We start from the raw sequence: 26305 nt of genomic DNA on the forward strand, positions 1-26305 counted from the left end.
CATTCAGGGCCTTCCGCAGGTGCTTCTGTAGGACCGCGCCGCCGGATAAACGTTTTGTGACGGCGGCTTCAAGCCAGTGTGTAACATGTGGCCCGTTACAGCCGGGGAGAACTTTTTACCCGGAAACCTCTCCGAACCGCATGAACAAGCCGTTGCCAACTCTAATTCCAACTCCTTCTTCATCGTTATTTGCACGCCGCACGCTCATCGCGGCTCTCGCTGCCACTCCCATGCTTCCTGCACTGGCCCAGTTCCGGGTCGAGGTGTCGGGCGTCGGGCTCACGCAGCTGCCGATTGCGCTCGTTCCTTTCAAGGGCCAGGAAGGCTCGCCCCAGAAGATCTCGGACATCGTCCAGGCCGACCTGGAACGCAGTGGCCAGTTCCGCGGTGTCGACGCTTCGGGCCAGGCGCTGGACGAGGCCTCGCGCCCCGACCTGTCGCTGTGGCGCCAGCGCACGGCCGATTCGCTCGTGGTGGGCAGTGTCAACCGGCTGGCCGATGGCCGCTTCGACGTGCGCTTCCGCCTGTGGGACGTGGTGAAGGGGCAGGACCTGGGTGGCCTGAGCTACACCGTTCCTCAGGGTGACCTGCGCCTTGCCTCGCACCGCATTGCCGACTACGTGTACGAGAAGCTGACCGGCGAAAAGGGCATCTTCTCGACCCGCATCGCCTACGTCACCAAGGGCGGCAGCCGCTACTCGCTGTGGGTGGCCGATGCCGACGGCGAGAACGCCCAGGCCGCGCTCGCCAGCCCCGAACCCATCATCTCGCCCTGCTGGTCGTCCAACGGGCAACAGTTGGCGTATGTGTCCTTCGAGTCGCGCAAGCCTGTCGTGTACGTGCACAACGTGGCCACCGGCCAGCGCCGGCTGCTTGCCAACTTCAAGGGTTCCAATAGCGCGCCGGCCTGGGCGCCGGACGGCAATTCGCTTGCCGTCACGCTCAGCCGCGATGGCGGCTCGCAGCTGTTCTCCATTCCGGCCAGCGGCGGCGAACCGCGCCGCCTGACGCAAAGCTCCAGCATCGACACCGAGCCGGTGTACTCGGCCGACGGCGGCACCATCTATTTCGTGAGCGACCGCGGCGGTGCGCCCCAGATCTACAAGATGAGCGCCGGCGGCGGCAACCCGACGCGGGTGACCTTCAGCGGCACCTACAACATTTCTCCGTCTGTCAGCGGCGATGGCCGGTGGTTGGCCTACATCTCCCGAGTGGGCGGTGCCTTCAAACTCCATGTGATGGAGTTGGCAACCGGCAACGTCAGCGCAATCACCGACACCTCCGCGGACGAAAGTCCAAGTTTTGCCCCGAACAGCAAGCTGATCGTCTATGCAACGCAATTGCAGGGCCGCGAAGCCCTGATGACGACCACGCTCGATGGAAAAATAAAGGCACGACTGGCGGGACAGGCGGGAGACATCAGGGAACCGGACTGGGGTCCGTTTCAAAAGCAATGACCAAGGTTTATTTGAGGAGTTTGAAAATATGTTGAAACGTACGATTTATTCGCTGGCCATCGTGGCTCTCATCGCCGGTTGCTCGTCGGGCACCAAGCTCAACGAAACGCCGGTGACCGACCGTTCCGGCACGGCCGGCGGCCAGCAAGGCGCCAGCACCGTGGCACCTGTCACCATCGATCCGACCGCGGGCACCGCGCAAGGTCCGATTGGCGTCGAGCGCATCGTGTATTTCGACTACGACAGCTACACGGTCAAGCCCGAGTTCCAGTCGCTGATCGACGGCCACGCCAGGTTCCTCAAGGCCAACCCGCAACGCCGCGTCTCGATCGAAGGCCACACCGACGAACGTGGCGGCCGCGAGTACAACCTTGCACTCGGCCAGAAGCGTTCCGAAGCCGTGCGCCGCGCGCTGACCCTGCTGGGCGTGAGCGACAGCCAGATCGAAGCCGTGAGCTTCGGCAAGGAAAAGCCTGCTGTCACGGGCTCGGGTGAAGAAGTGTGGGCGCAGAACCGCCGCGCCGAAATCCGCTACACCCGGTGATGCCACGCGCCATGCTGCGAGGCGCGGCGCTGGCTGCCGCCTTGCTCTGCGTCTCGATGGGGTCGCAGGCTGCACTGTTCGAGGACGACGAGGCTCGCCGCGCCATCCTCGACTTGCGCCAGCGCGTCGAGGCCATGCGCCAGCAGACCGACCAGCGGCTGACCGACGAGAACGGCCAGCTTCGCCGCAGCCTGCTCGACCTGCAGAACCAGATCGAGCAGATGCGTGGCGACCTGGCGCGCATGACCGGCCAGAACGAGCAGCTCACCCGCACGGTGAGCGAGATGCAGTCGCGCCAGACCACCATCGACGACAAGCTCAAGCAGAGCGAGCCTTCGAAGGTGTCGGTGGACGGCCGCGAGTTCACCGCCGATCCCAAGGAAAAGGCCGACTTCGACGCCGCCCTCGGCGTGTTCCGCTCGGGCCAGTTCGCGCAAGCGCAGACCGCGTTTGCCGAGTTCGTCAAGCGCTACCCGCAAAGCGGCTACAACGCCTCGGCACTGTTCTGGCTCGGCAATGCGCAGTACGCCACACGCAACTACAACGAGGCCATCGCGAACTTCCGCTCCATGCTCTCGCTCGCGCCCGACCATGCCAAGGCCCCCGAGGCCGTGCTGTCGATCGCGAACTGCCAGATCGAGCTGAAGGACACGCGCGCCGCGCGCCGCACGCTGGAAGACCTGACCAAGGCCTATCCGCAGTCCGAAGCCGCACAGGCCGGCCGCGAGCGCCTCTCGCGCCTGCGCTGATGCCGGCGGAGCTTTCCGCTTGAGCGCCATCATCGCTGCCGCGTTCACCACTCCTCCTGCCGCCGCGGATGTCGTCACCGACACTGCGGCGCCTGACTTTGCGCGCCGCTTCGGCGGGCTCGAGCGGCTGTATGGCGTGGCTGGTGCCGCGCACATCCGCAACGCGCACGTGCTGGTCGTTGGCATCGGCGGCGTGGGCTCGTGGGCGGTCGAGGCGCTGGCGCGCAGCGGGGTGGGGCGGCTGACCATGATTGACCTCGACCACGTGTCGGAGTCGAACATCAACCGCCAGATCCACGCGCTCGACGCGACCGTGGGACAGGCCAAGGTCGAAGCCATGCGCGACCGCATCGCGCAGATCAACCCCGAGTGCAAGGTGCAGGCGATCGACGAGTTCGTCGAGCCCGGCAACTGGCTCTCGCTGCTCGACACGGCACAGGCTGCGAACGGGCCGGCAACGGCCGTCATCGATGCCTGCGACCAGGTGAAGGCCAAGGTGGCCATGGCGGCATGGGCGCGTGCATCGTCGCGCACGGCGTTCATCACGGTGGGCGCGGCGGGCGGGAAGCGGCAGGCGCACAAGGTCGACATCGACGACCTGTCGCTCGTCACGCACGACCCGCTGCTTGCGCAGTTGCGTCAGCGCCTGCGCAAGGAGCATGGCGCCCCGCGTGAAGGCCGCAAGATCGGCGTTGCCTGCGTCTTCAGCCGCGAAAGCGTGGCGCCGCCGGATGCGTCGTGCGCAATCGAAGGCGACGGTTCGCTCAACTGTCACGGCTACGGCTCGGTGGTGAGCGTGACGGCAACCTTCGGTCAATGTGCTGCAGGTTGGGTGCTCGACAAAATCGCGTCAAACGTCGCGCTATAATCTTTGGCTTTGCCGGATTCGACGTCGGCAAGAGCAAGAATAAAAAAGGTTTGGGACGTTAGCTCAGTTGGTAGAGCAGCGGACTTTTAATCCGTTGGTCACTGGTTCGAATCCAGTACGTCCTACCAAACTTTCAAGAATCCCCGCCTGCCTTGTGCGCGCGGGGATTTTTTCTGCGCGCGATCAAGCCAGACCGTTCAGGTGCTCATAGAGGATCAAGATGCCGATCCCGATCAGTACCAGGCCGCCAATGATCTCCGCTCGCTTGCCGAGCACCGCGCCCAATACGCGCCCCACCATCACGCCGATGAGTCTGCTACGATTTCCGCCCCGGGGAAACAGCCTCCCGGTCTGCAAAGTAAGACGGTGTCCCGTCCAAGCGCTGGCGACTCATAACGGAGCTATCCGTGGACACCGTACTGCCTGACTCCTCTCCCGCGCATTCCGCGCCAATCCAGCCCGTATCCTTCGCCGAAGCATTCCGCTTCTGGCTCAAGCTCGGCTTCATCAGCTTCGGCGGTCCTGCCGGGCAGATCGCGATCATGCATACCGAGCTGGTCGAGCGGCGGCGCTGGATCAGCGAGAAGCGCTTTCTGCACGCGCTCAACTACTGCATGCTGCTGCCCGGACCGGAGGCCCAGCAACTGGCCACTTACATCGGCTGGCTGATGCACCGCACCTGGGGCGGCATCGTCGCCGGCGCGCTGTTCGTGCTGCCGTCGCTGTTCATCCTGATCGCGCTGTCCTGGATCTACATGGCCTACGGCAATGTGCCCGCGGTGGCAGGCATCTTCTACGGCATCAAGCCGGCCGTCACTGCGCTGGTGCTGCACGCGGCCCATCGCATCGGCACGCGGGCACTGAAGAATTGGTGGATGTGGGGCATCGCGGGCGCGGCCTTCGTGGCCATCTTCGCCTTCGACACACCGTTCCCAGCGATCGTGATCGGGGCCGCGCTGATCGGCCATTTCGGGGCGCGCCGGGCGCCGGGCGTGTTCGCGCTGGGCGGTGGCCATGGCGGCGCCAATCAGGGCTACGGACCGGCGCTGATCGATGACGACACGCCGACCCCCGCGCATGCCCGCTTCACGCGCGGCCGCCTTGCCAAGGTGTTGGCAGTGGGACTCGGCCTGTGGGCCCTGGCGATGGGCGTGCTCGTGGCCACGCAGGGCTGGCAGAGCGCGCTGGCGCAGATGGGCTGGTTCTTCACCAAGGCTGCGCTGCTGACCTTCGGCGGCGCCTACGCCGTGCTGCCTTATGTGTACCAGGGGGCGGTCGAGCATTACCACTGGCTCAACGGCACGCAGATGATCGACGGCCTGGCGCTCGGCGAGACCACGCCCGGGCCGCTGATCATGGTGGTGGCCTTCGTCGGCTTCGTGGGCGGCTGGCTGCAGCAGATCGCGGGGCCGGGCGCCTTGTTCGTCGGCGGGGCGTTGGCGGCCACGGTGGTGACTTTCTTCACCTTCCTGCCGTCGTTCGTTTTCATCCTCGCGGGCGGGCCGCTGATCGAGGCCACGCACGGCAGGCTCGGGTTCACCGCGCCGCTGTCGGCTGTTACAGCCGCGGTGGTCGGCGTGATCCTGAATCTCGCGCTGTTCTTCGCGTACCACGTGCTGTGGCCGCAGGGTTTCGGTGGGCGCTTCGACGCGCTGTCCGCGCTCATCGCGGTGGCTGCGGCCGTGGCGCTCTTTCGCTTCAAGGTCGGCGTGATGCCGCTGCTCGGCGCCTGCGCGGCCGTCGGGCTGCTGGCGACCCTGGTGCCCGGGCTGCGCTGAGGAGCTGCGCGCGGCCGGCTGGTCTATGCGCTTCATCGAGCCCGAGGGTTCTTCTTCAGTGCGGATGCGCGTGGTGCGCGTCCGGCACGTGCGCATGCGTGTGGTGCAGCGGCGTGTGGTGGTGCGGGTGGCTGTGCTCGCCTACCGGCATCGGGTCGTGCATATGGTCGTGATGCCCGTCGTCGTGCCGGTGCGCGTGCTCATGGTCGAGCGGCTCGTGGTCGTGCGCATGGCCGTGGGATTCGGCCAGGTGCAAGGCAACGCCGGCAAGCATCAGCAAGCCGCCGGTTGCCATGCCCCAGCTCAAGGCACGGTCCCCCAGCGCGATGGCGACCACTGCGCCGATGAACGGCGCGAAGGCGAACACCGAGCCCGTGCGCGCCGCGCCGAAGGCACGTTGCGCCAGCAGGTAGAGCCGCAGGCTGAGCCCGTAGCCGCTGGCACCGATGGCGAGCAGAGCCAGGGCCGCGGTCCAGCCAGGCAGCGGTTCGCCGGTCGCAATTGCGAGCAGGGCGGTCGCGCCCGCGCCCAGCAGCGACTTGCCGAGCACCACCTGGCCGGGATCGCGCTCGGCCAGCGCGCGCGACAGGGTGTTGTCGATGCCCCAGGCAGCCGTGGCAGCAAGCACCGCGAGCAGGCCCAGCAGCTGCACGCCGCCGCTCAGGCCCCGGTCGATCACCAGCACCATGCCGCCCGCGAGCAGCAACAGCATCGCGCTCCACACCCGGCGGTCCATCACCTCGCGGTAGAGCGTGCGCGCCAGCACTGCGGTGAACAGCGCTTCGAGCGCGAGCATGAGCGAGGCGCTGGTGCCGCTGGTGTGCTGCAGGCCCCAGGCGAGCGCCACGGGGCCGATGACGGCGCCGAACAGTGCCATCAACGACAGCCGCTTCAGGTCGGCGCGGCGCAGCGCTGCTTCGCGTTCCACCGGCTGGCGCAGCCAGGCGCCCATGAACGCGGCGCCGGCGTAGAGCAGGGCGGCGGTGGTGAAGGCGCCGAGTCCCGCGCCCGCGCGCTGGACCAACGGCGTGCTGATGCCGAAGAGTGCCGCAGCCGCGAGGGCCAGCAGGCCGCCGCGCATTGCCGGGAGATGGAAGAGGGGCACGTCTTCAGTCCTTCAAGAGTCGTTGCTGCAATTCTGAAACGAAAAAGCCCGCTGCTTTCACGGCAGCGGGCTCGACCAGTGCGACCTGGCCCGAAGGCTCAGGCCTCCGGCGCCACCGCCCCCGGCAACGCCGGCTGTTCCGGCGGGCTCTCCGCGCTTTCTTCCTTCTGATGCCGCGCCGCAATGAACAGGTACATCGCAGGCACGACAAACAAGGTGAACAGCGTGCCGATCGACAGCCCGCTGAAGATCACGATGCCCATCGCCTTGCGCCCGGCCGCGCCAGCGCCCGAGGCAATGACCAGAGGCAGCACGCCGAAGACCATTGCCGCCGTCGTCATCAGAATCGGGCGCAGCCGCGTGCCGGCCGCCTCGACGATGGCGTCGAGCTTGCTCAGCCCCTGTTTCTGCAGCCGGTTCGCCACTTCGACGATCAGGATGCCGTGCTTGCTGATCAGCCCCATCAGCGTGACCAGCCCCACCTGCGTGTAGATGTTCATCGAGGCAAAGCCCCAGAAGATGAAGATCATTGCGCCGAAGAGGGCCAGCGGCACCGACACCAGGATCACCACCGGGTCGCGGAAGCTCTCGAACTGCGCCGCCAGCGCCAGGAACACGATGATCAGCGCGAACAGGAAGGTGATGGCGAAGTTGCCCGACTCCTGCACGAACTGGCGCGACTGGCCCGAGTAGTCGACCGTGTAGCCGCTGGGCGCCAGCTGCTGCACCACGCCGCGCAGGTACTCCAGCGTTTCGCCCTGCGTGCCGCTGGGCACGCCCTGGATGGTCACGGAGTTGAGCTGCTGGAAGTGGTTCACCGTCTCGGGCTGCACCGTGTACTTCAGGCTAGCGACCGTGCTTGCCGGCACCACGCCGTTCGGGGTCTTGATGTAGAAGTTGAGCACGTCAGAGGGGTTGAGCCGGTCGACCTGCTGCACCTGCGGGATCACCTTGTACGAGCGGCCCGAGATCGAGAAGTAGTTGACATACCCGCCGCCCAGCGCCGCGCCCATCGCGTTGCCCACGTCCTGCTGCGTGATGCCCAGCGTGGCGATCTTGTCGCGGTCGACCACCACGGTGGCCTGCGGCAGGTCGATCTTCAGGTCGGCATCGATGTAGTAGAACTTTCCGTCCGCGCGCGCCTTGTCCATGATCTGCTGCGCGAGCGTGTTCAGGTTCTCGAAGGGCTCGGTCGTCTTGATGACGAACTGCACCGGCAGGCCCGAGGCACCCGGCAGCGCCGGGAACTGGAAGGCCACGACCTTCGCGCCCGCAATGCCGTTCCAGCGGTTCTGCAGATCGGCCTGGATCTCGTGCGCACTGCGCGTGCGCTGGTCCCAGGGCTTGAGCAGCACGCCGGCAATGCCCGCGTTGGTGCTCGGCACGCCGGTCAGCTGGAACAGCTGCGCGTATTCGGGCGTGTCGTGCGCAACCTTGAAGATCTGGTCCGCATAGGTCTGCATCTGGTTGATGGTGGCCGTGGGCGCGCCCACCACCTGCGACAGCACGATGCCCTGGTCTTCCTCGGGCGCAAGCTCCGACTTCGACATCTTGAACATCACGAACAGCAGCGCCACGAGGATGGCGCCCATCACGATCATCACCGGCCAGGTCTTCAGCACGCCGCGCAATATCAGCTGGTAGCGGCGGTGCACGCGTTCGAAGGTGTGCTCGATGAAAGTCGCGAACTTGCCGGTGTCCTGCTCGGGCTTGAAGAAGCGCGAGCACATCATCGGCGACAGCGTGAGCGCAACCACGCCCGACACCACCACCGAGCCCGCGAGCGTGAACGCGAATTCGGTGAACAGCGATCCGGTCAGCCCGCCCTGGAAACCGATGGGCACGTACACCGCAACCAGCACCACCGTCATGGCAAGAATGGGCCCGCCCAGTTCACGTGCCGCGAGCAGCGAAGCCTGCATCGGCGACTTGCCCTCCCGCATGTGCCGGTCGACGTTCTCCACCACGATGATCGCGTCGTCCACCACCAGCCCGATCGCCAGCACCAGCGCCAGCAGCGTGAGCAGGTTGATGGAGTAGCCAAGCACCAGCATCACGAAGAAAGTGCCGATCAGCGACAGCGGCATGGCAATCACCGGTACCACCACTGCGCGGAAGCTGCCCAGGAAGAGGTAGATCACCACCGTCACGATGATCAGCGCCTCGACCAGCGTCTTGATCACTTCGCTGATGGAGGTGTTGATGAAGTCGGTCGAGTCGTAGACGATCTTTCCGGTCAGGCCCGTGGGCAACTGGGCCTGCAGGTCGGGGAACACGGTGCGAACCTGCTTGGCCACTTCGAGGATGTTGGCCTCGGGCGCGACCTTGATGCCGATGAACACCGAGCGCACGCCGTTGAAGGCCACGTTGAAGTCGTAGTTCTCAGAGCCGAGCGTGACATTGGCCACGTCCTGCAGCCGCACGATGGCGCCGTTGCTGCTCTTCACAGAGAGCTGCTTGAACTCGTCCACGCTGTGCAGCGAAGTGCCGGCCGTGAGCGGCACGCTCACCATCTGGCCCTTGCTGGTGCCCACGGCCGCCAGGTAGTTGTTGGCGGCGAGCGCGGTGCTCACGTCGGTGGCGGTCACGCCGTAGGCGGCCATCTTCTGCGCGTCGAGCCAGGCCCGCAGCGCGAAGGTGCGCGCACCGAGGATTTCGGCAGTCTGCACGCCCGCAATGGCGTTGAGCTTGGGCTGCACCACGCGCACCAGGAAGTCGGTCACGTTGTTGTTGGGCAGCGTGTCGCTGTAGAAGCCGATGTACATGGCATCGGTGGTCTGGCCCGTGGCCACCGTGAGCACCGGCTGCTGCGCCTGCGGCGGCAGCTGGTTGCGCACGGAGTTCACCTGCGTGTTGATCTCGGTCAGCGCGCGGTTCGAGTCGTAGTTCAGCCGCAGCGTGGCGGTGATGGTCGACACGCCCAGGCTGCTGGACGACGACAGGTAGTCGATACCCTGCGCCTGCGACACGGCGGCTTCGAGCGGCTGCGTGATGAAGCCCGCGACCGTGGCCGCGTCGGCGCCGTAGTAGGCGGTGCTGATGGTGACCACGCCGTTCTCGGTCTTCGGATACTGGTTGACCGGCAGGCCGGCCAGTGCGCGCAGCCCCAGCACCACGATCAGCAGGCTCACCACCATCGCCAGCACGGGCCGGCGGATGAAGATGTCGGTGAAGTTCATGCGGGCTGCCTCACTTTTCCTGCGGTGTTGGCGCCGCATCGTTGGTGGGCTGCACGCTGTTGTCCACCGTCACGGGCGAGCCGTTCTTCAGCTTGTTCTGCCCGCTGCTCACCACCACCTGGCCGGCTTTCAGCCCCTTGACGATGGAGATCTGGTCGCCGCGCGTCGGGCCGGTCTCGATGAAGACCTGCTCGGCGACGAGCTGCGGCTTGCCCGACGGGTTGGCCGCGGGGGCTGGCGTACCTGCAGCACCGGCAGCACCAGCAGAACCAGCCTTTGGCGGCTCGGCTTCCTTCACCACGTACACCGTGGAGCCGTACGGGTTGTAGGTGACGGCGGTGGAGGGCAGCGTCAGCTGTTCCTGCACGCCGCCAATGTCGATCTTCACGTTCGCGAACATGCCGGGCAGCAGCAGCAGCTTGGGGTTCGACACCGTGGCCTCGACCTGCACGTTGCGCGTGGCGGAGTCCACCTTCGGGCTGATCGCGTTGATCTTGCCGGTGAAGCTCTGGCCCGGGAAGGTGTCGACAGTCAGGTTTACCACCTGGCCTACCGCGAGGCCCGCGAGCTGCTGCTGCGGCAGCGAGAAGTCGGCGTATATCGGGTCCAGCGTCTGCAGCGTCACGAGCTTGTCGCCCGCGTTCACGTACTGGCCCGGGTTCAGCGCGGTGATGCCGAGGCGACCCGAGAAGGGCGCGCGGATCGACTTCTTCGCCACCACGGCCGCCTGTTGCTCGACCTGTGCGCGCTTGGCTTTCAGGTCGTTGGTGTCGGCGTCGATCTGCGCCTGGCTCACGGCCTGCACAGCCAGCTGCGCCTGGTCGCGCTTGAGCACGGTGGCGGCCTGCGCGGCGGCGGCTTCGGCCGAATGCAGCAGGGCGATGTCGGAGTCGGCGTTGAGCTCGACCAGCAGCGCGCCGGCCTTCACGTCCTGGCCCGACTTGAAGTGCACCGTGCGCACCAGGCCCGCCACTTCGGTGCTGAGGTCGGCGCCGCGCACCGGGTTCAGCGTGCCGACCGCGGTGAACTGCGTCTGCCACTGCAGCTTCTGCACCTGGGCCGTCGACACCGTCTGCGGCGCCGGCTTGGGCACGGCCGCGATCAGCGCGCGGATCTGCAGGAACTTGCCGAGCGCGAGCGCGGCGACCAGCAGCAGCACGCAGCCGATCATGATGATCATTCTCCGGGTCATAGGTAGGCTTTTCTTCGTGTTATTTGATGGAGGTGTTCGGTCAGTTCTGTGCGGCGGCCTGCGCCGCAGGTTGCTGCCCCGGTGCGATCACCGCATCGGCCAGCGCGCCACGGTTCCACCAGCCGCCGCCGAGCGCCTGGAAGAGGGCGGCGGTGTCGGCATAGCGCGCGGCCTGCGCCTGCACCAGCGCGGTGTGCGTCTGCAGCCAGGCCTGTTGCGCGGTCAGCAGCGTGACGTAGCTCACCGCGCCGGCACGGAACTGCGCGGTCGACAGGTCGAGCGACTGCCTTGCAAGGGATTCGGCCGTGGCCTGGGTCTGCAGGGCGTTGGCGTCGAGTTCCAGTGCGCGCAAGGCATCGGCCACGTTCTGGAAGGCGCCGAGCACTGTGTTGCGGTACTGCGCCGCCGCCGAGTCGTAGGCCGCGACTGCCGCGCGCTGCTGCGCGCGAAGGGCGCCGCCGTTGAAGATCGGCTGCGTGAGCCCGGCGCCGATGTTCCACAGGGTGGTCGGGCCGGTGAACAGGTCGCGCGCCCGCAAGGCGCTGTTGCCGTAGCTGGCGCTCAGCTGGATCTGCGGATAGAGGTTGGCTGTGGCCACGCCGACTGCCGCGCTGGCCTGGTGCAGTTGAGCCTCGCTGGCACGCACGTCGGGGCGCTGGCGCGCGAGTTCGGAGGGCAGTGAAAGCGGCAACGCCTGCGGCAGCGAGAGGCTAGCCAGGTCGAACTCGGGCAGGCCCGCTTCGGACGGCAGCCGGCCCGCGAATACCGCGAGCTGGTGGCGCGTCTGCGCGAGCGATTTCTCGATGGGCGGCACCGTGGCTTCGGTCTGTGCGACCTGCGTGCGCTGCTGCAGCACGATCGACTTCGCGATCGCGCCGGTGTCGAACTGCTTTTCGATCACGTTCAGCTGCTCGCGCTGCGCCTGCAGCACCTCGCGCACGGCCTGCAGCTGCGCGCGCAGCGAGGCTTCGCGGATGGCGGTGGTGACAAGGTTCGAGGTCAGCGTGAGGTAGACCGCCTCGACCTGGTAGCGCTGCGCTTCCACCGCGGCCCGTTCGCCTTCGATCTGCCGGCGCGAGCCGCCGAACACGTCGAGGTTGTAGCTGACGTTGACCGAGGCGTTGTACAGCGTGAGCAACTGGCCGCCCGGCACCTGCGTGCTGACTTCGGATGCGCGCTCGCGCTGCACGCCGAGCTGTCCCGTGACCTGCGGCCAGAGCAGGTTGCCCGACTTGGCGTCGTACGTGGCTTCGGCCTGGCGCAATGCGGCCTGCGCAGAAGCCAGCGTGGGGCTTTGCGCGAGCGAGGCGCGGATCAGCTGGTCGAGCGGCTCCGAGTGAAACACGTCCCACCACTGCGCGGGAATGTCACGTCCCGGCAGCAGTTCCTGGGCCTGGCCGGCCGGCACGTTGGCCTGTGCGGTGCGCGCGGGCGTAGGCGCGGGCGTGTAGTCGGCGCCGCTGGCGGCGGACGGCAGGTCGGGCGTCTTGAAGTCGGGGCCGACCGCACAGGCGCTCAACAGCAGCAGGACGGCACCGAGCACGGCACCCTGGGCAGGCCGCCCCATCCGCCGGCGCGCGGAAGCCGCGCGCGGAGAACTGGGGGGACCCTCCAACGCATTGTTTTCTTGATTTGGCATGGGGCAGCGGTTGTACACCCGGAACGCCCGGGATACCTGACTTTCGTGCAGTGTCGTGGCCGCCACCCCACGCCGCGAGGACGATGCGACGAAGTTGGTATTACAAGGCGCGAAATGCACAAACGCGACGCGAAGCGCGCAGCCTAGGGGCGAGCAGCAAGCCCAAAAAAAAGCCCGCACGAGGCGGGCTTGAAGGTGACCTGCTGGAGGAGGGAGGATCAGAGGATGCAGGCCACAGGGAGAGACATGAATATCGCCTGTGAACCTGCACGCAACCTGACCTCGCTGGAATCTTGTTCCAGGCTCATTCCCCGCTAATTTTTAGACCGTCTGCGCTCAGTCTTCGTCTTCCCATTTGCCGACGACGGTGCCCAGCACGGTGAAGGCCTCGCGCACTGGCTCGTGCTTCGGATTCAGCGGCAGCAGCCAGCGTCGGCCGTCGTCTTCCTTGTAGACCTTGAACGTGACTTCGCCGCTGTCCTCGAGCTTCGCGATGATGCGTTCGCCGTCCTCGGGCTTCCTCAGCGACGTATCGACGAACACGATCGACTCTGCGGGATAGCTCTTCAGGTGGCCGCTGGACGCCGTCATGCTGTCGCCGCGCACGCGCAGGGCGTAGCTCTGGAGGCTGTGGTGGGCGATGCAGGGAATCCAGCGCTCGGCACGCGGCTGCTGCGAGACTTCGTGGCTGTCCCAGTTGGCGGCATCCGCCCAGGAAATAAGGGGCACGGTGCCGGGCGTGCGGGGCGAGAACGACGGAATCAACGGCGCTATGTGCGTCACCCGGTACGGGCCCGGCGGCTCGTTGGCCTTGTCGCGGGCCTGGCGGATCTGGTCTTCGTCCCAGGGGGCGGGGCCGTCGCCGGTGTCGAGCCAGTGCGGGTCGGCGCGGTAGGCGCGTGCCAGCGCGAGCACGCTCATCGACCGGCTGACGTCCCCCCGCTCGATCTTGGAAATGCTGGACTGTTTGACGCCGGAAGCCGCTTCGGCCTGCTTCTGCGTCATCTTGGCGAATTTGCGCGCAGCCAATGCGCGTGTGGCAATGCTCTCCATCGGTTGGGGATTTAAGCCCAAACGAATATTCTTCCCAAACTCTAGAATATTAAAAAAAGGGAGTAATGCCATGAAGCCACGCGAGTTGGTGCTGGCGCTGAGGGCCATGGGGCTCACGCAGAAGCAGATCGAACAGAGAACCGGTATTCCGCAGCCAACGGTCAGCAAGATCGGCCTGGGGAGGGTGGGCGACGTCATGTCGCGCCACTACCTCGCGCTACTGGCCGCCTACGAGCAGCGGATGAAAGAAGAAGCGCTCAAGCCCGCGCCGCAGGGCTTTCGCCAGCCATCGATCAATGAATGAATAGGCTGTGCGCCGCAGACGATTGCCGTTGGGCCTGTGGCTCGACCGCGCGCTGTGCGTGCTGTTGGCGCTGCTGTCCCTGGCGGGGCTGGTTGTCGGGCTGATCGCGGCGCGCCCGGCCATCGCTGGCGGCGGCTGCTTCGGGCTGGTCTGCGCGGCGTGGGCGGCGCAGGTGCTGTTCGACCGCGAGGCGCTCAGGCGCTCGCGTGCGGTTCGGGCGGCGCGAGAGCGAGGGTGGAGCTGACGCGCACGCAGTCCTTGATGTGCTGCTCGCCGAGCGCCCGCAGCGCCGCATAGCCGAGCGCGGCCGACACGATCTGCCCGGCAATGGGCACGTACTTGGTCGCCTGCTTGGCGGTGAGGCGCACGCCCGCGTGCTTTGCAAGCCGGATCAGCAGGTCGCGCGTGACGAGCCGCCCGACCAGCAGGGCGCCGACCGTGGTCGCGGCCTTCTGGATGCGCTCGCGCTGGTGCGGCGCGAGCTTTTCGACCTGAGTAACCGAAAGGCCGAATTCCGCGCTGATCTGCGGCACCAGCCGCGAGAGCAGCGCGGCGTCGGCCATCCAGTCGATGCCGGGCAGGGGAACGGCGCTGGCCGCGGCCGCCATCAGCGCCTTGCGGGTGATGAGGCGGCGGCTGCGGTGCACGGCGGCGATGAGTTTTTCGTCACCCCGGGCCAGTTCGATTGCAGACGGCATCCAGCGGCTCCCTTGTTGTCGGCTTCCAGGCTCAGGCCGCGAGCGCTTCCAGCTGGTCCGACAGGGCCAGCCAGCGCTCTTCGAGGCGGCCGATTTCATCGTTGAGCGCCTTCAGCCGCTTGCCGGCTTCGGCGATCTCGGCGGAAGGCAGCGGTTGCGCCAGGCGCGCCTCGAGCGCGGTGCGCTCGGTGCCGGCTGCAGCCAGGCGCTCGTCGATCTGGGCGATTTCGCGCTTGATCGGCTTGGCCTGGTCGCTGCGCTGCTGGCGCTCTTGCGCGTCCTGCTTGCGCTGCTGCGGGGCGGCGGGCGCGGCCACCGGCGGCGCAGCAGCGGCCGCAGCCGCCGCGCTGACGGCCTCGCGCACGGCCACCTTGGCCTCTTCGCGCAGGCGCTTGGCTTCGTCGAGCAGGTAGCGCTGGTAGTCGTCCAGGTCGCCGTCGAAGTCACCGACCACGCCGCGGCCGACCAGCCAGAACTCGTCGCACACCGAGCGCAGCAGCGCACGGTCGTGGCTCACCAGCATCAGCGTGCCCTCGAACTCGTTGAGCGCCACGGCCAGGGCTTCGCGGGTGGCGAGGTCCAGGTGGTTGGTGGGCTCGTCGAGCAGCAGCAGGTTGGGGCGTTGCCACACCATCATTGCCAGCACGAGGCGGGCTTTTTCGCCGCCGCTCATGGTGCCCACGGCTTGCTTGACCATGTCGCCGCTGAAGTTGAAGCTGCCGAGGAAGCCGCGCAGCGCCTGCTCGCCGGTGGCTTCCTTCACGCTGCTGCCAAGCTCGCGCGCCATGCGCACCATGTGTTCGAGCGGCGTGTCTTGCGGGCGCAGCACGTCGAGTTCCTGCTGCGCGAAGTAGCCGATGTTCAGGCCCTTGCCCTCGGTCACCTGGCCGGCCAGCGCGCCCATTTCGCGCGCGATGGTCTTCACCAGCGTCGACTTGCCCTGGCCGTTGGCGCCCAGGATGCCGATGCGCTGGCCCGCCAGCACCGAGCGGCTGACGCCGCGCAGGATGGTTTTCGGCTCTTCGTTCTCGATCTCGTAGCCGAAGCTCGCGTTGCTGATCGACAGCATCGGGTTGGGAATGTTGCCCGGCTCCTTGAACTCGAACGTGAAATCTGCCTCGGCCAGCAGCGGCGCCACGCGCTCCATGCGTTCCAGCGCCTTGACCCGGCTTTGCGCCTGCTTGGCCTTGCTGGCCTTGGCCTTGAAGCGGTCGATGAACTTCTGCAGGTGGGCGATCTTGTCCTGCTGCTTGCTGAAGGCAACCTGCTGCTGCTCCATCTGCAGCGCGCGCATGTCCTCGAACTTGCTGTAGTTGCCGCCGTAGCGCGTGAGCTGGGCGTTGGCGATGTGCAGGGTGACGTCGGTCACGGCGTCGAGAAACTCGCGGTCGTGGCTGATGACGATCATGGTGCCCGGGTACTTCTGCAGCCAGGCTTCGAGCCAGACGAGCGCGTCCAGGTCCAGGTGGTTGGTGGGTTCGTCGAGCAGCAGCAGGTCGCTCGGGCACATCAGCGCGCGGGCCAGCTGCAGGCGCATGCGCCAGCCGCCGGAGAAGCTGTTGACGGGCTCGTCGAGCTCGTGCGACTTGAAGCCCAGCCCCAGGATGAGCGCCTGTGCGCGCGGCACGGCGTCGTGCTCGCCGGCGTCGGCCAGGTCGGTGTAGGCGTGGGCCAGCTCCATGCCGATGTCGGCGTCGTCGGGGTTCTCGGTGTAGGCGGCCTCGATGGCGGCCAGCGACTCGCGCAGCTCGGTCAGGCGGGTGTCGCCGCCCACCACGAAGTCGGTTGCCGACTCTTCGGTTTCGGGCATGTTCTGCGCCACCTGGGCCATGCGCCAGTGCTTGGGCACCGAGAAATCGCCGCCGTCTTCGTGCAGCGTGCCGTTGAGCAGGGCGAACAGGGTCGACTTGCCGGCGCCGTTGCGCCCCACCAGGCCGACCTTTTCGCCGGGGTTGAGGGTGACGGTGGCGCCGTCGAGCAGAACCTTGGCGCTGCGGCGAAGAATGACGTTTTTGAGAGTGATCATGAAAGAGGAACCGTAGGGGCGATTATCCCGCCCGTCCTTTGCGGCCTGGCGAAAGGGGGCAAAAGCGCAGGGGAAAGGCGCGGCAGGCGCGGGAATGGCCCGGTGAATGGGGTTTCGCGGCCAATGGCTGCGAGAAAGCGGCTGAAGGGGGGCTTGCGGCGGGCGCCGCTAACGCACGCCGGCGCCGGCCACCAGGGCGTCACGCGTGACAAGCAAGACCTGGTCCTCGCCCGCCGAGGTTTCGAGCCAGACGACTTCGAGCTGCGGGAAGGCGGCTTCGAAATAGTCGCGCTCGTTGCCGATTTCCAGCACCAGCACGGCCTGTTCACTCATGCGCGAGGGCGCGTCGGCGAACAGCTGGCGCACGAAATCCATTCCGTCGGCGCCGCCGGCTAGCGCAAGCTCAGGCTCGGCGCGGTATTCGGCGGGCAGGGCGGCCATGCTGGCGCTGTTCACGTAGGGCGGGTTGCACAGCACGAGGTCGTACGGGCCGGGCAGGTTCTTCAGCCCGTCCGATTCGATCAGCGTGACGCGGGCGTCCAGCTGGTGGCGGGTGACGTTGATTGCGGCCACTTCAAGTGCCTCGACCGACAGGTCGGCTGCGTCCACCGTCACGTCCGGGTAAGTCAGCGCCGCGAGCACCGCGAGGCTGCCGTTGCCGGTGCACAGGTCGAGCACGCGCTGCGTGTGTTCGCCCAGCCAGTAGTCGATGCTGCCGTCGGCGATCAGTTCGGCGATGAAGCTGCGCGGCACGATGGCGCGCTCGTCCACATAGAAGGGCACGCCCTGCAGCCACGCTTCCTTGGTGAGGTAGGCGGCAGGCTTGCGCGTGGCGATGCGCTCGTCGATGAGTGCGGCGACCTTGCCGGCGTCCGTGGGCGACACGGGCCTGTCGGCCACGCTGTCGATGTCGTCCAGCGGCAGCTTCAGGCGCCACAGCACGAGCCAGGCAGCTTCGTCGAAGGCGTTGGCAGTACCGTGGCCGAAGGCCACGCCGGCCTCTTCAAGTCGCTTGGCGCCCGACTCGATCAGTTCGATGACGGTGCTCATGCAGCAAGCGCAGCGTCGAGCCGCTTCAGCGTACGCACGTAGATGTTCTTCAGCGTCTCGATCTCGGCCACGTCGATGTGCTCGTCGATCTTGTGGATGCTGGCGTTCACCGGGCCCAGCTCGACCACCTGCTTGCAGATCTTGGCGATGAAGCGAGCGTCGCTGGTGCCGCCGCTGGTCGACAGCTCGGTCTCGATGCCGGTCTCGTCGCGGATGGCGCCCTGCACGGCCGTGACCAGTTCGCCCGGCGTGGTCAGGAAGGGCAGGCCTCCGATGGTCCAGGCCAACGTGTAGTCGATCTTGTGCGCGTCGAGCACGGCGTGCACGCGCTGCTGCAGCGACTCGGGCGTGGATTCGGTCGAGAAGCGGAAGTTGAAATCGATCACCGCGCTGCCCGGAATCACATTGCTCGCGCCCGTGCCCGAATGGAAATTGCTGATCTGCCAGCTGGTCGGCTGGAAATAGGGATTGCTTGCGGTGTCCCAGCCGCCGGCGGCGTTGATGGCCACCAGTTCGGCCAGCGCGGGCGCCACCGAATGGACCGGGTTCTTCGCCAGGTGCGGATAGGCGATGTGGCCCTGCACGCCCTTCACTGTGAGCTTGCCGCTCATGGTGCCGCGGCGGCCGTTCTTGATCATGTCGCCGCAGCGCTCCACGGCAGTGGGTTCGCCGACGATGCAGTAGTCGATGACCTCGCCTCGGGCGGCCAGCGCATTGCAGACGATGACGGTGCCGTCGACGCCGGGGCCTTCTTCATCGCTGGTGAGCAGCAGCGCCAGCGTGAGCTTCGGCTCGGGCACGGCCTGAAGGAATTCCTCGATCGAAGTCACGAAGGCCGCGACCGAGGTCTTCATGTCGCAGGCGCCGCGGCCGTACAGCTTGCCGTCGCGGTGCGTGGGCGTGAAGGGGTGGCTGGTCCATTGCTCGACGGGGCCGGTGGGCACCACGTCGGTGTGGCCGGCGAACACAAGCGTCTTGGTCGCGACCGCGTTCGCGGGGCGGCGCACCGCCCACAGGTTGGTCACGCGGAAGTCGGCCGGGCCGCTTTCGATGGTTTCCAGCGTGAAGCCCAGTTGCGCCAGCCGCTCGCCGAGGATCTGTTGGCAGCCCGCATCGTCGGGGGTGACGGAGGGGCGCGAGATGAGTTGTTCGGCGAGCTGGAGCGTACGGGACATCGGGAAAAGGCTTGGTTCAGAACTTCACGTCGAGCGTGATGTCGGTGAAGGTGGGTTCGTCGACCTGGTCGGTCAGGTTGCGGTCGTCGACCTGTGGCTTGGGCGCGGCGCGGTTCTGCAGGCGCCACATCAGGTTGGTGGGCGAGTCGGCTTGCGACAGGCCTTCCTCGCGTGTGACGCGCTCTTCGGTGATGAGGCGGGCGATGTCTTCCTCGAAGGTCTGCGAGCCTTCGGCCATCGACTTTTCCATCGCTTCTTTCACCGCGGAGAAGTCGCCCTTTTCGATCAGCTCGGCCACCAGCGCGGTGTTGAGCATGACTTCGAGCGCCGGCACGCGGCCGCCGGCCGGCGTGCGCAGCAGGCGCTGCGACACGATGGCGCGCAGCGCGCCGCCCAGGTCGCCCAGCAGCGTGGGCCGCACCTCGACCGGGAAGAAGCTCAGGATACGGTTCAGCGCGCGGTAGCTGTTGTTGGCGTGCAGCGTGGCCACGCACAGGTGGCCGGACTGCGCGTAGGCGATGGCGGCGGTCATGGTGTCGCGGTCGCGGATTTCGCCGATCTGGATCACGTCGGGCGCCTGGCGCAGCGCGTTCTTCAGCGCCGTCTGCAGCGAGGTGGTGTCGCTGCCCACGTCGCGTTGGTTCACCACCGACTTCTTGTTGGTGTAGGTGAACTCGATCGGCTCCTCGACCGTGAGGATGTGGCCGCTGGCGTGCTCGTTGCGGTAGTCGAGCATCGAGGCCAGCGTGGTAGTCTTGCCCGCGCCGGTGGCGCCGACCATCAGGATCAGCCCGCGCTTTTCCATGATCAGCGTCTTCAGGATGTCGGGCAGGTTCAGATCGGCAAAGCTCGGGATGTCGGCGGCAATGTGCCGCACCACCACCGCGTAGGTGCCGCGCTGGCGCATGGCGCTCACGCGGTAGTTGCCGGCGCCTTCGAGGGCGACGGCCATGTTGAGTTCGCCCGTGCTTTCCAGCTCCTGGATGCGGGCGGCGGGCACCACTTCGGACAGCAGCGCAAGCGGTGCGGTCGCAGGCAGCACCTGCGCGTTGATGGGCACGCAGATGCCGTTGATTCGGATCAGCACCGGGGAGTGGGCCGAGAGGTAGATGTCGGAGGCCTTGCGCTCGGCCATCAAACGAAGAATTCGCTCCATCATGTTCATCGGTCTCTCTCCTCGGGTGCTGTTGTTTTCTCTAAGGGGAAAAGGGTTCGGCCTTGAAGGAGCCGATCAGTCGCGCAGCAGGTCGTTCAGCGAAGTGGTGGAACGCGTCTTGGCGTCGACCTTCTTCACGATGATGGCTGCGTACATGCTGTAGCGGCCGTTGTCCTTGGGCAGGCTGCCTGCCACGACGACCGAGCCGGCGGGCACGCGGCCGAAATGGGTTTCGCCGGTGGCGCGGTCGTAAATGGGGGTGCTCTGGCCGATGAACACGCCCATCGACAGCACCGAGTTTTCTTCGACCACCACGCCTTCGACCACTTCCGAGCGCGCGCCGATGAAGCAGTTGTCTTCGATGATGGTGGGGCCGGCCTGCAGCGGCTCGAGCACGCCGCCGATGCCGACGCCGCCCGACAGGTGCACGTTGGCGCCAATTTGTGCGCACGAACCCACGGTGGCCCAGGTGTCGACCATGGTGCCTTCGCCCACGTAGGCGCCGATGTTCACGTACGAGGGCATCAGGATCGCGCCCTTGGCGATGAAGCTGCCGCGGCGGGCCACGGCCGGCGGCACGATGCGAACGCCCGATTCCTTCAGCTCACCGGCCGACAGGTGCGAGAACTTGGTGGGCACCTTGTCGTAGAAGCCGAGCGAGCCGGCCTGCATCTGCTCGTTGTCCTTCAGGCGGAACGACAGCAGCACGGCCTTCTTGATCCACTGGTGCACGGTCCACTGGCCGACGGCTTCGCGGGTTGCCACGCGCAGCTTGCCGTTGTTGAGCTCGGTGATGACGTGTTCGACGGCGTCGCGCACTTCGGCCGACGAGGCGGTGGGCGAGATGTTGGCGCGGTCGTCCCACGCGGCGTCGATGATTTGTTGCAGTTGCTGGGTCATTGAGAAGGTCTCGGGTGAAAAATCGGGGCAGGAAAGCGGGTCAGCGGCGGGTGTCCTTGCAGAAGCGGACGATGCGCTCGGCGGCCTCCACGCATTCGGCTGTTTCGGCCACCAGTGCCATGCGGATGCGGCCGCGGCCCGGGTTGGCGCTGTGCGCGGTCTCGCGCGCGAGATAGCTCCCCGGCAGAACCGTCACATTGTATTGAGCGTAGAGCGCGCGGGCGAAGGCTTCGTCGTCGCCAGCCCACACTTCGGGCACGCCGGCCCAGAGGTAAAAACTGGCGTCGGGCAGCCGCACGTCGAGCACGGGTTCGAGCAGCGGCGTGACGGCCGCGAACTTGGCGCGGTACTGGGCGCGGTTGTCGACCACATGCGACTCGTCGCCCCAGGCCGCGATGCTGGCCGCGGCCACGGTGCCGCTCATGGCGCTGCCGTGGTAGGTGCGGTAGAGCAAGAACTTCTTGATGATGGTCGCGTCGCCCGCCACGAAGCCGCTGCGCAGGCCGGGCACGTTGCTGCGCTTGGACAGCGAGGTCAGCGCGATCAGGTTGCGGAAGTCGGGCCGGCCGAGCTTCACCGAGGCCTCGAGGCCGCTGAGCGGGGGCTCGTCGCGGAAGTAGATCTCGCTGTAGCACTCGTCGGCGGCGATCACGAAGCCGTGGCGGTCAGACAGGGCAAAGAGCTTCTTCCACTCGTCCAGCGACATCACCGCGCCCGTCGGGTTGCCCGGCGAGCAGACGAACACCAGCTGCGTGCGGGCCCAGACGTCCTCGGGCACGCTGTCCCAGTCGACTGCGAAATTGCGCGCGGGCACGCTGGCTGCGTAGTACGGCTCGGCGCCCGAGAGCAGGGCCGCGCCCTCGTAGATTTGATAGAACGGATTGGGCGACATCACCACCGGCTGCGGCGAAACGGTGGGGTCGACCACGGTCTGCGCCAGCGAGAACAGGGCTTCGCGCGAACCATTGACGGGCAGCACTTGCGTGGCTGGGTCGAGGGCGAGGCTGTAGCGGGTTTTCAGCCAGTCGGTGAAGGCGGTGCGCAGCGCCAGGTCGCCGGCGGTGGCGGGGTAGGCGGCCAGCGCGCCGAGGCTGGCGCTCAGGGCGTCCTTGATGAAGCCCGGCGTGGCGTGCTTGGGTTCGCCGATGCCCAGGCTGATGGCCGGGAACTCGGGGTTGGGCGTGACGCCCGCGAACAGTTGCTTCAGCCGTTCGAAGGGATAGGGTTGCAACCGGGAAAGCAGGGGATTCATGCCCGGGATTATCGGTGACAGGTGTTACCGCTCCTGCCGAAGCGGCTACTGGCAGCCATGACGGCTGGCAGGCGTCAGGCCGCGCTGCGCCGGTAGAAGGCCAGCGAGCCGGCCAGCGCCAGCAGCATGCCGCCGCAGGCGCGATCGATCCAGCGCGTGGCCGACACCGTCAGCAGCCGGATCGCGCGGGCGCCGACGAAGGCATAGGCCAGCATCACAGCCATGTCCAGGCCCGCGAAGATCAGGGCAATGACGATGTACTGCGGCGCCTGCGCGGCCGAGGGATCGATGAACTGCGGCAGCAGGGCCGAGCAGAAGATGTAGCCCTTGGGGTTTGTCACCGCCACCAGGAAAGACTTGAAGAAGATGCGCCGGCTTTCGCCCGCCGTGACCGAAGGCGCGGCATCGGCCGCCGGCAGGTGAAAACCGCCCTTGGAGCGCAGCATGCGCAGCCCGAGCCAGGCCAGGTACACCGCACCGACCCACTTCAGCATCGAGAACCAGAACTCCGACGCCGCCAGCAGCGCGCCCAGGCCGAGCGCCACGGCGCCGACCAGCACGAAGTCGGACAGCACCGCGCCGAGCATGCCCGGCAGCGCCCGGCGCACGCCGTGGCGCGAACCGTTGCTGAGCGCCAGCAGCACCGTGGGGCCGGGCGTGGCGATGGCCGCGAAGGCCACGATGGCGAAGAGAAGGGCGGTGGCGAGCGTCATCGGGGCAGTCTCCTTCGTGGGTTTTCAGCGGGCGGTCAGATCTTCTTGACCAGCACCTGGCTCTTGCGATCCCAGTTGTACTTGCGCTTGCGCGCTTCGGGCAGCCAGTCGGGGTTGACCTGCTGGAAGCCGCGCTTGAGGAACCAGTGCATGGTGCGCGTGGTGAGCACGAAGATGCTGTCCAGGCCCATGGCCTTGGCGCGGTGCTCGATGCGCTTGAGGATGCGCTCGCCGTCGCCCTGCGACTGCGATTGGGGCGACACCGTAAGCGCGGCCATCTCGGCGGTGCGCGCCTCGGGGTACGGATAGAGCGCCGCGCAGCCGAAGATCACGCCGTCGTGCTCGATCACCGTGTAGTGGCCCACGTCGCGCTCGATCTCGTTTCGGTCGCGCTTGACCAGCGTGCCGTCGCGCTCGAAGGGCTCGATGAGCTGCAGGATGCCTCCGATGTCGTCCACCGTGGCTTCGCGCAGGCTTTCGAGCTTCTCGTCGATCACCATGGTGCCGACGCCGTCGTGCACGTACACCTCCAGCAGCAGCGAGCCGTCGAGCGCAAAGGGCAGGATGTGGTTGCGCTCCACGCCGCCCTTGCAGGCCTTCACGCAGTGTTGCAGGTAGAAGCCCGTGTCGGTCGGCTTCTGGGCCGGCGGCAGCGAGGCCAGCAGCTTTTCGGCGGCGTCCAGCGGCAGCTCGGTGTCGATCGGGTTGTCTTCGCTCTCGGGCAGTTCGCTGTCGATACGGATGCCGGGGATTTCCGTGAGGAAGATCAGCTTGTCGGCCTGGATGGAAATGGCGACGCTGGTGGCCACCTCTTCCATCGTCAGGTTGAAGGCCTCGCCGGTGGGCGAGAAGCCGAAGGGCGACATCAGCACCATCGCGCCGAAGTCCAGCGTGCGGCGGATGCCGGCCGCGTCCACCTTGCGCACCAGGCCCGAATGCTTGAAGTCCACCCCGTCGACCACGCCGACAGGGCGCGCAGTGATGAAGTTGCCCGAGATCACCCGAACCGTCGAGCCCGCCATCGGCGTGTTGGGCAGGCCCTGGCTGAAGGCGGCCTCGATTTCATAGCGCAACTGGCCGGCGGCTTCCTGCGCGGAGTCGAGCGCCACTTCGTCGGTGATGCGGATGCCGTGCGAATAGCGCGCCTCGTGGCCCTTGGCCGCGAGCTGTTCGTTGACCTGCGGCCGGAAGCCGTGCACCAGCACGATCTTCACGCCCATGCTCTGGATCAGTGCCAGGTCTTGCGCAATGTTCTGCAGCTTGCCCGCCGCAATCGCCTCGCCCGCCAGGCCGACCACGAAAGTCTTACCGCGGTGCGTGTGGATGTAGGGCGCGACCGAGCGGAACCAGGGCACGAAGGTGAAATTGAAGACGGTGGACATGGGGCGTGATTGTGCATTCATGAAGCGTCATTTGCCTGACTCAGGCGATCGCGCGCAGCACGCGGGCTGCGCTGGCGGGAATGGCCGCTCCTGCACTCTTGGGAGGCGTCGGCAGTGGCAGGCCGGCGTTGTGGGCGCGGAAGGTCGCCAGCAGCCCCGCGTAGGCGTCCGTAGCCGCGCCGGCCGCCGGGTCCGGCAGCTCGAGCATCGCGGCCAGTTCGGCCGGCGCGATGGAGCCCTCGCGCAGCAGTGCGTCGACCACCGCCATCAGCGCAGGCGTATGCGCGTCGAGCAGCGCCAGTGCGCGTGCGTGCTCCTGCGCCAGCAGGGCCTCGATCTCGGGGTTGGTCACCTCGATGTCGGTGTTGACGTTGTCGCCCGGGTCGTTCGCGACGTCGGTGCGGCTCAGGCGCGTGCCGAAGGCGAAGTGGCGCACGTACTGCGCGGCATAGGCAGTCGCCTGCATGAAGTCTTGCGTGGCGCCGGAGGTGCAGGCCTGCTCGCCGAACACCAGCTGTTCGGCGGCGCGGCCCGCGAGGCTCACGCAGATGCGGTCGCGCAGGTTCTCCTTCGACCAGGCCTTGCGCTGCTCGTAGCTGTTGTAGCCGCCCTCGAACGAGGCCACGTTGATCTTGATCTCCTGCGGCGCGCGGGCGAACAGCAGGCCGTAGGCCACGCCGTGGCCTGCCTCGTGCACGGCGAGCAGGGCGCGGAAGTCTTCGCTCGAACGCTGCTTGAGGCGGTTCAGCTCCAGCGCGACCGGAAACTGGCGGCGCGCCTTGCGGTACTTGGCCGTGATGCAGGATGCGCCCGCGTCCAGCGTGAGCCAAACCGGCTCGCTGCCGTCGGCGCGTTGCTCCAGCGCCCACAGCGCGGCATTGACCAGCGTCGCGCTCAGGATCGCGTGGATCGACGAAAACAGCGGGCGCGTGCCCTGCGCCGGGAACACGGCGTTGGCGTAGATCTGCTCGTACACGCTCGCGTCGAGCACGAAGCGCACGCCGGAGCTTTCCTGGATCTCGCCCACATAGCGGTCGCAGATCGACAGGATCAGGCGCACGTAGGTCGCGCGGTTGAACGAGGGGTAGATCACGTGGTTGTTGCCCAGTCGGGCGATCTGCTCAGGGCGGAAGCGCTCGGCCAGCGCCTTCTTCACGTCGATGACGGAGAGTTTCTTCGTCAGCGCGTGGAAGATGTCGGCGTCGGTGTCGCAGTCTTCGACGCGCTGGGCCGTCTCGGCGTACATCTCGTCGAGGTTGCCCGAGACGAACACCAGCAGCTTGCTGTAGTCGGTCTCCCAGCTCTGCTGCGTGTCGCGGAAGGCGCGCAGGCGCGCGTGCACCTCGGCGGGCTTCCACGCCATGATCTGCAGCAGGGTCTCGGAGAGCTTCAGGCAGCGCTTGACTTCGCGCGCCTCCCAGGGCGACAGGTGCAGCTTGCGCTTCTTGTCGAACTTCTTCTTGTCGGTGCCGTCGCGGTCCTGCACGAACTCGGCATGCGCGAGCGACGACTCGATCTCTCCGAGCATCGAGAGCGCGGGCGGCAGGCGGCCGTCGGACAGCAGCGCCCACACGTCCTGGTAGCGCTCGACCTTGGCGTCGTTGCCGTTGCCGTCGACCGTGCGAAAGCGCTGGAACTCGTCGAGCACCAGGATGCCGGGCGTGCCTTCGGCGATGCCCGATTCGGCCAGCATGGCCGAGATGGAGCCGCGGCTGTGGTAGCCCGAGCCGTGGCTGAAACCGTCCATCTGCACTTCGATGAAGCGGTCGTAGAAGCCCAGGTGCTGCGCGAGCTTGCGCACCAGCTGCGTCTTGCCGGTGCCGGTGAGGCCCCAGAGGCAGACGATGACGGGGCGGCTGATGATCTGCGGCAGCACATACCAGGCGCGCAGCGAATCGATCACGCGGTCGATGATGTCGTCGATGCCGAAGAGCTCGGTCTTCAGGGCTTCGGCAACGGTCTGCAGGTGGCGCGTGCGCTCTGCGAGCTCGGCGTGCAGACGGGAATGGATGTCTTTGGACATGGTGTTTTTCTTTTTTTGATTCTTTTGAATCGAGCAGGTACGACAAAGGCGGCCGCTCCTTC

The 26305-nt window shown here is 66.9% G+C and carries 22 protein-coding genes, 1 tRNA gene and 1 pseudogene; 8 read left to right on the plus strand and 16 right to left on the minus strand.

The genetic code is table 11. The features are described from left to right. The first annotated feature begins 140 nt into the window (after window positions 1-140). The 5 genes from tolB to AC07O3_RS03070 all read left to right on the plus strand — a co-directional run bounded on the left by tolB (window position 141) and on the right by AC07O3_RS03070 (window position 3746). Window positions 141-1457, plus strand: coding sequence for a Tol-Pal system beta propeller repeat protein TolB (gene tolB, locus AC07O3_RS03050; RefSeq protein WP_093054671.1), 1317 nt, complete (start codon window positions 141-143; stop codon window positions 1455-1457). A gap of 28 nt (window positions 1458-1485) precedes the next feature. Further along, on the plus strand, window positions 1486-2001 hold the full coding sequence (gene pal / locus AC07O3_RS03055) for a peptidoglycan-associated lipoprotein Pal (RefSeq protein ID WP_093054673.1): 516 nt from the start codon (window positions 1486-1488) through the stop codon (window positions 1999-2001). Next, on the plus strand, window positions 2001-2750 hold the full coding sequence (gene ybgF, locus AC07O3_RS03060; RefSeq protein WP_093054675.1) for a tol-pal system protein YbgF: 750 nt from the start codon (window positions 2001-2003) through the stop codon (window positions 2748-2750). Before pal ends, ybgF begins: the two co-directional genes overlap by 1 nt. A 19-nt stretch (window positions 2751-2769) precedes the next feature. Further along, window positions 2770-3618, plus strand: coding sequence for a tRNA threonylcarbamoyladenosine dehydratase (locus AC07O3_RS03065; RefSeq protein WP_495338540.1), 849 nt, complete (start codon window positions 2770-2772; stop codon window positions 3616-3618). A 52-nt stretch (window positions 3619-3670) separates the two neighbouring features. Continuing rightward, window positions 3671-3746: transfer RNA gene (locus AC07O3_RS03070), tRNA-Lys, on the plus strand. Between the two features lie 55 nt (window positions 3747-3801). On the opposite strand, the pseudogene AC07O3_RS03075 reads toward AC07O3_RS03070, so the two are convergent. Then, window positions 3802-3927: pseudogene (locus AC07O3_RS03075) on the minus strand (manganese efflux pump); the annotation flags it as partial. 98 nt (window positions 3928-4025) lie between these two features. Between AC07O3_RS03075 and chrA the strand changes: the two are divergent. After that, window positions 4026-5396: a chromate efflux transporter gene (gene chrA, locus AC07O3_RS03080; RefSeq protein WP_495338541.1), complete on the plus strand. Its 1371-nt coding sequence runs from the start codon at window positions 4026-4028 to the stop codon at window positions 5394-5396. 55 nt (window positions 5397-5451) lie between these two features. On the opposite strand, the gene AC07O3_RS03085 is transcribed toward chrA, so the two are convergent. The 5 genes from AC07O3_RS03085 to AC07O3_RS03105 form a co-directional block, all read right to left on the minus strand. Continuing rightward, a complete protein-coding gene (locus tag AC07O3_RS03085) occupies window positions 5452-6477 on the minus strand; it encodes a DMT family transporter (protein WP_495338688.1) in 1026 nt (341 codons plus the stop codon). Between the two features lie 122 nt (window positions 6478-6599). Then, window positions 6600-9680: an efflux RND transporter permease subunit gene (locus AC07O3_RS03090; protein ID WP_093173904.1), complete on the minus strand. Its 3081-nt coding sequence runs from the start codon at window positions 9678-9680 to the stop codon at window positions 6600-6602. A gap of 10 nt (window positions 9681-9690) precedes the next feature. Continuing rightward, on the minus strand, window positions 9691-10860 hold the full coding sequence (locus AC07O3_RS03095) for an efflux RND transporter periplasmic adaptor subunit (protein ID WP_440534347.1): 1170 nt from the start codon (window positions 10858-10860) through the stop codon (window positions 9691-9693). 52 nt (window positions 10861-10912) lie between these two features. Further along, entirely contained in the window at window positions 10913-12415 is a 1503-nt protein-coding gene (locus AC07O3_RS03100; protein ID WP_495338542.1) for an efflux transporter outer membrane subunit, read from the minus strand. 432 nt (window positions 12416-12847) lie between these two features. Further along, window positions 12848-13564 carry a helix-turn-helix domain-containing protein gene (locus AC07O3_RS03105; RefSeq protein ID WP_093054687.1) on the minus strand — a complete coding sequence of 239 codons (717 nt, stop codon included), beginning with the start codon at window positions 13562-13564 and terminating at the stop codon, window positions 12848-12850. A 70-nt stretch (window positions 13565-13634) separates the two neighbouring features. Here AC07O3_RS03105 and AC07O3_RS03110 point away from each other — a divergent pair, with 70 nt between their 5' ends. Both AC07O3_RS03110 and AC07O3_RS03115 read left to right on the plus strand, forming a co-directional pair. Next, window positions 13635-13868 (plus strand): helix-turn-helix domain-containing protein, encoded by a 234-nt coding sequence (locus AC07O3_RS03110; RefSeq protein ID WP_093054689.1) that lies wholly within the window; start codon window positions 13635-13637, stop codon window positions 13866-13868. A 7-nt stretch (window positions 13869-13875) separates the two neighbouring features. After that, window positions 13876-14112, plus strand: coding sequence for a hypothetical protein (locus AC07O3_RS03115; protein ID WP_495338543.1), 237 nt, complete (start codon window positions 13876-13878; stop codon window positions 14110-14112). Here the strand turns inward: AC07O3_RS03115 and AC07O3_RS03120 are convergent. The 10 genes from AC07O3_RS03120 to AC07O3_RS03165 all read right to left on the minus strand — a co-directional run bounded on the left by AC07O3_RS03120 (window position 14063) and on the right by AC07O3_RS03165 (window position 26243). Next, on the minus strand, window positions 14063-14566 hold the full coding sequence (locus AC07O3_RS03120) for a hypothetical protein (protein ID WP_093054693.1): 504 nt from the start codon (window positions 14564-14566) through the stop codon (window positions 14063-14065). The genes AC07O3_RS03115 and AC07O3_RS03120 overlap by 50 nt on opposite strands. Window positions 14567-14597: 31 nt before the next feature. After that, a complete protein-coding gene (locus AC07O3_RS03125; RefSeq protein ID WP_093054695.1) occupies window positions 14598-16592 on the minus strand; it encodes an ABC-F family ATP-binding cassette domain-containing protein in 1995 nt (664 codons plus the stop codon). 168 nt (window positions 16593-16760) lie between these two features. Then, window positions 16761-17642, minus strand: a complete 882-nt coding sequence (gene prmB, locus AC07O3_RS03130) for a 50S ribosomal protein L3 N(5)-glutamine methyltransferase (RefSeq protein WP_495338544.1) — start codon at window positions 17640-17642, stop codon at window positions 16761-16763. Then, window positions 17639-18817 (minus strand): succinyl-diaminopimelate desuccinylase, encoded by a 1179-nt coding sequence (gene dapE, locus AC07O3_RS03135; RefSeq protein WP_495338545.1) that lies wholly within the window; start codon window positions 18815-18817, stop codon window positions 17639-17641. The genes prmB and dapE overlap by 4 nt, the downstream gene beginning before the upstream one ends. Window positions 18818-18833: 16 nt before the next feature. Next, a complete protein-coding gene (locus AC07O3_RS03140; RefSeq protein WP_093054701.1) occupies window positions 18834-19982 on the minus strand; it encodes a PilT/PilU family type 4a pilus ATPase in 1149 nt (382 codons plus the stop codon). A 66-nt stretch (window positions 19983-20048) separates the two neighbouring features. Next, complete coding sequence (gene dapD / locus AC07O3_RS03145) at window positions 20049-20873, minus strand: 2,3,4,5-tetrahydropyridine-2,6-dicarboxylate N-succinyltransferase (protein ID WP_093054703.1); 825 nt, start codon at window positions 20871-20873, stop codon at window positions 20049-20051. Between the two features lie 40 nt (window positions 20874-20913). Next, a complete protein-coding gene (dapC, locus tag AC07O3_RS03150) occupies window positions 20914-22125 on the minus strand; it encodes a succinyldiaminopimelate transaminase (RefSeq protein ID WP_495338546.1) in 1212 nt (403 codons plus the stop codon). A 74-nt stretch (window positions 22126-22199) separates the two neighbouring features. Continuing rightward, on the minus strand, window positions 22200-22838 hold the full coding sequence (locus AC07O3_RS03155) for a LysE family translocator (RefSeq protein WP_093173888.1): 639 nt from the start codon (window positions 22836-22838) through the stop codon (window positions 22200-22202). 35 nt (window positions 22839-22873) lie between these two features. Next, window positions 22874-24220: an amino-acid N-acetyltransferase gene (gene argA, locus AC07O3_RS03160; RefSeq protein ID WP_093054709.1), complete on the minus strand. Its 1347-nt coding sequence runs from the start codon at window positions 24218-24220 to the stop codon at window positions 22874-22876. Between the two features lie 40 nt (window positions 24221-24260). After that, the gene (locus tag AC07O3_RS03165) at window positions 24261-26243 is read right to left on the minus strand and encodes an AAA family ATPase (RefSeq protein WP_495338547.1); all 1983 of its coding nucleotides are present in this window, start codon (window positions 26241-26243) and stop codon (window positions 24261-24263) included. Window positions 26244-26305: the final 62 nt, after the last annotated feature.

Source organism: Variovorax sp. GW821-FHT09D05 (assembly GCF_059416325.1).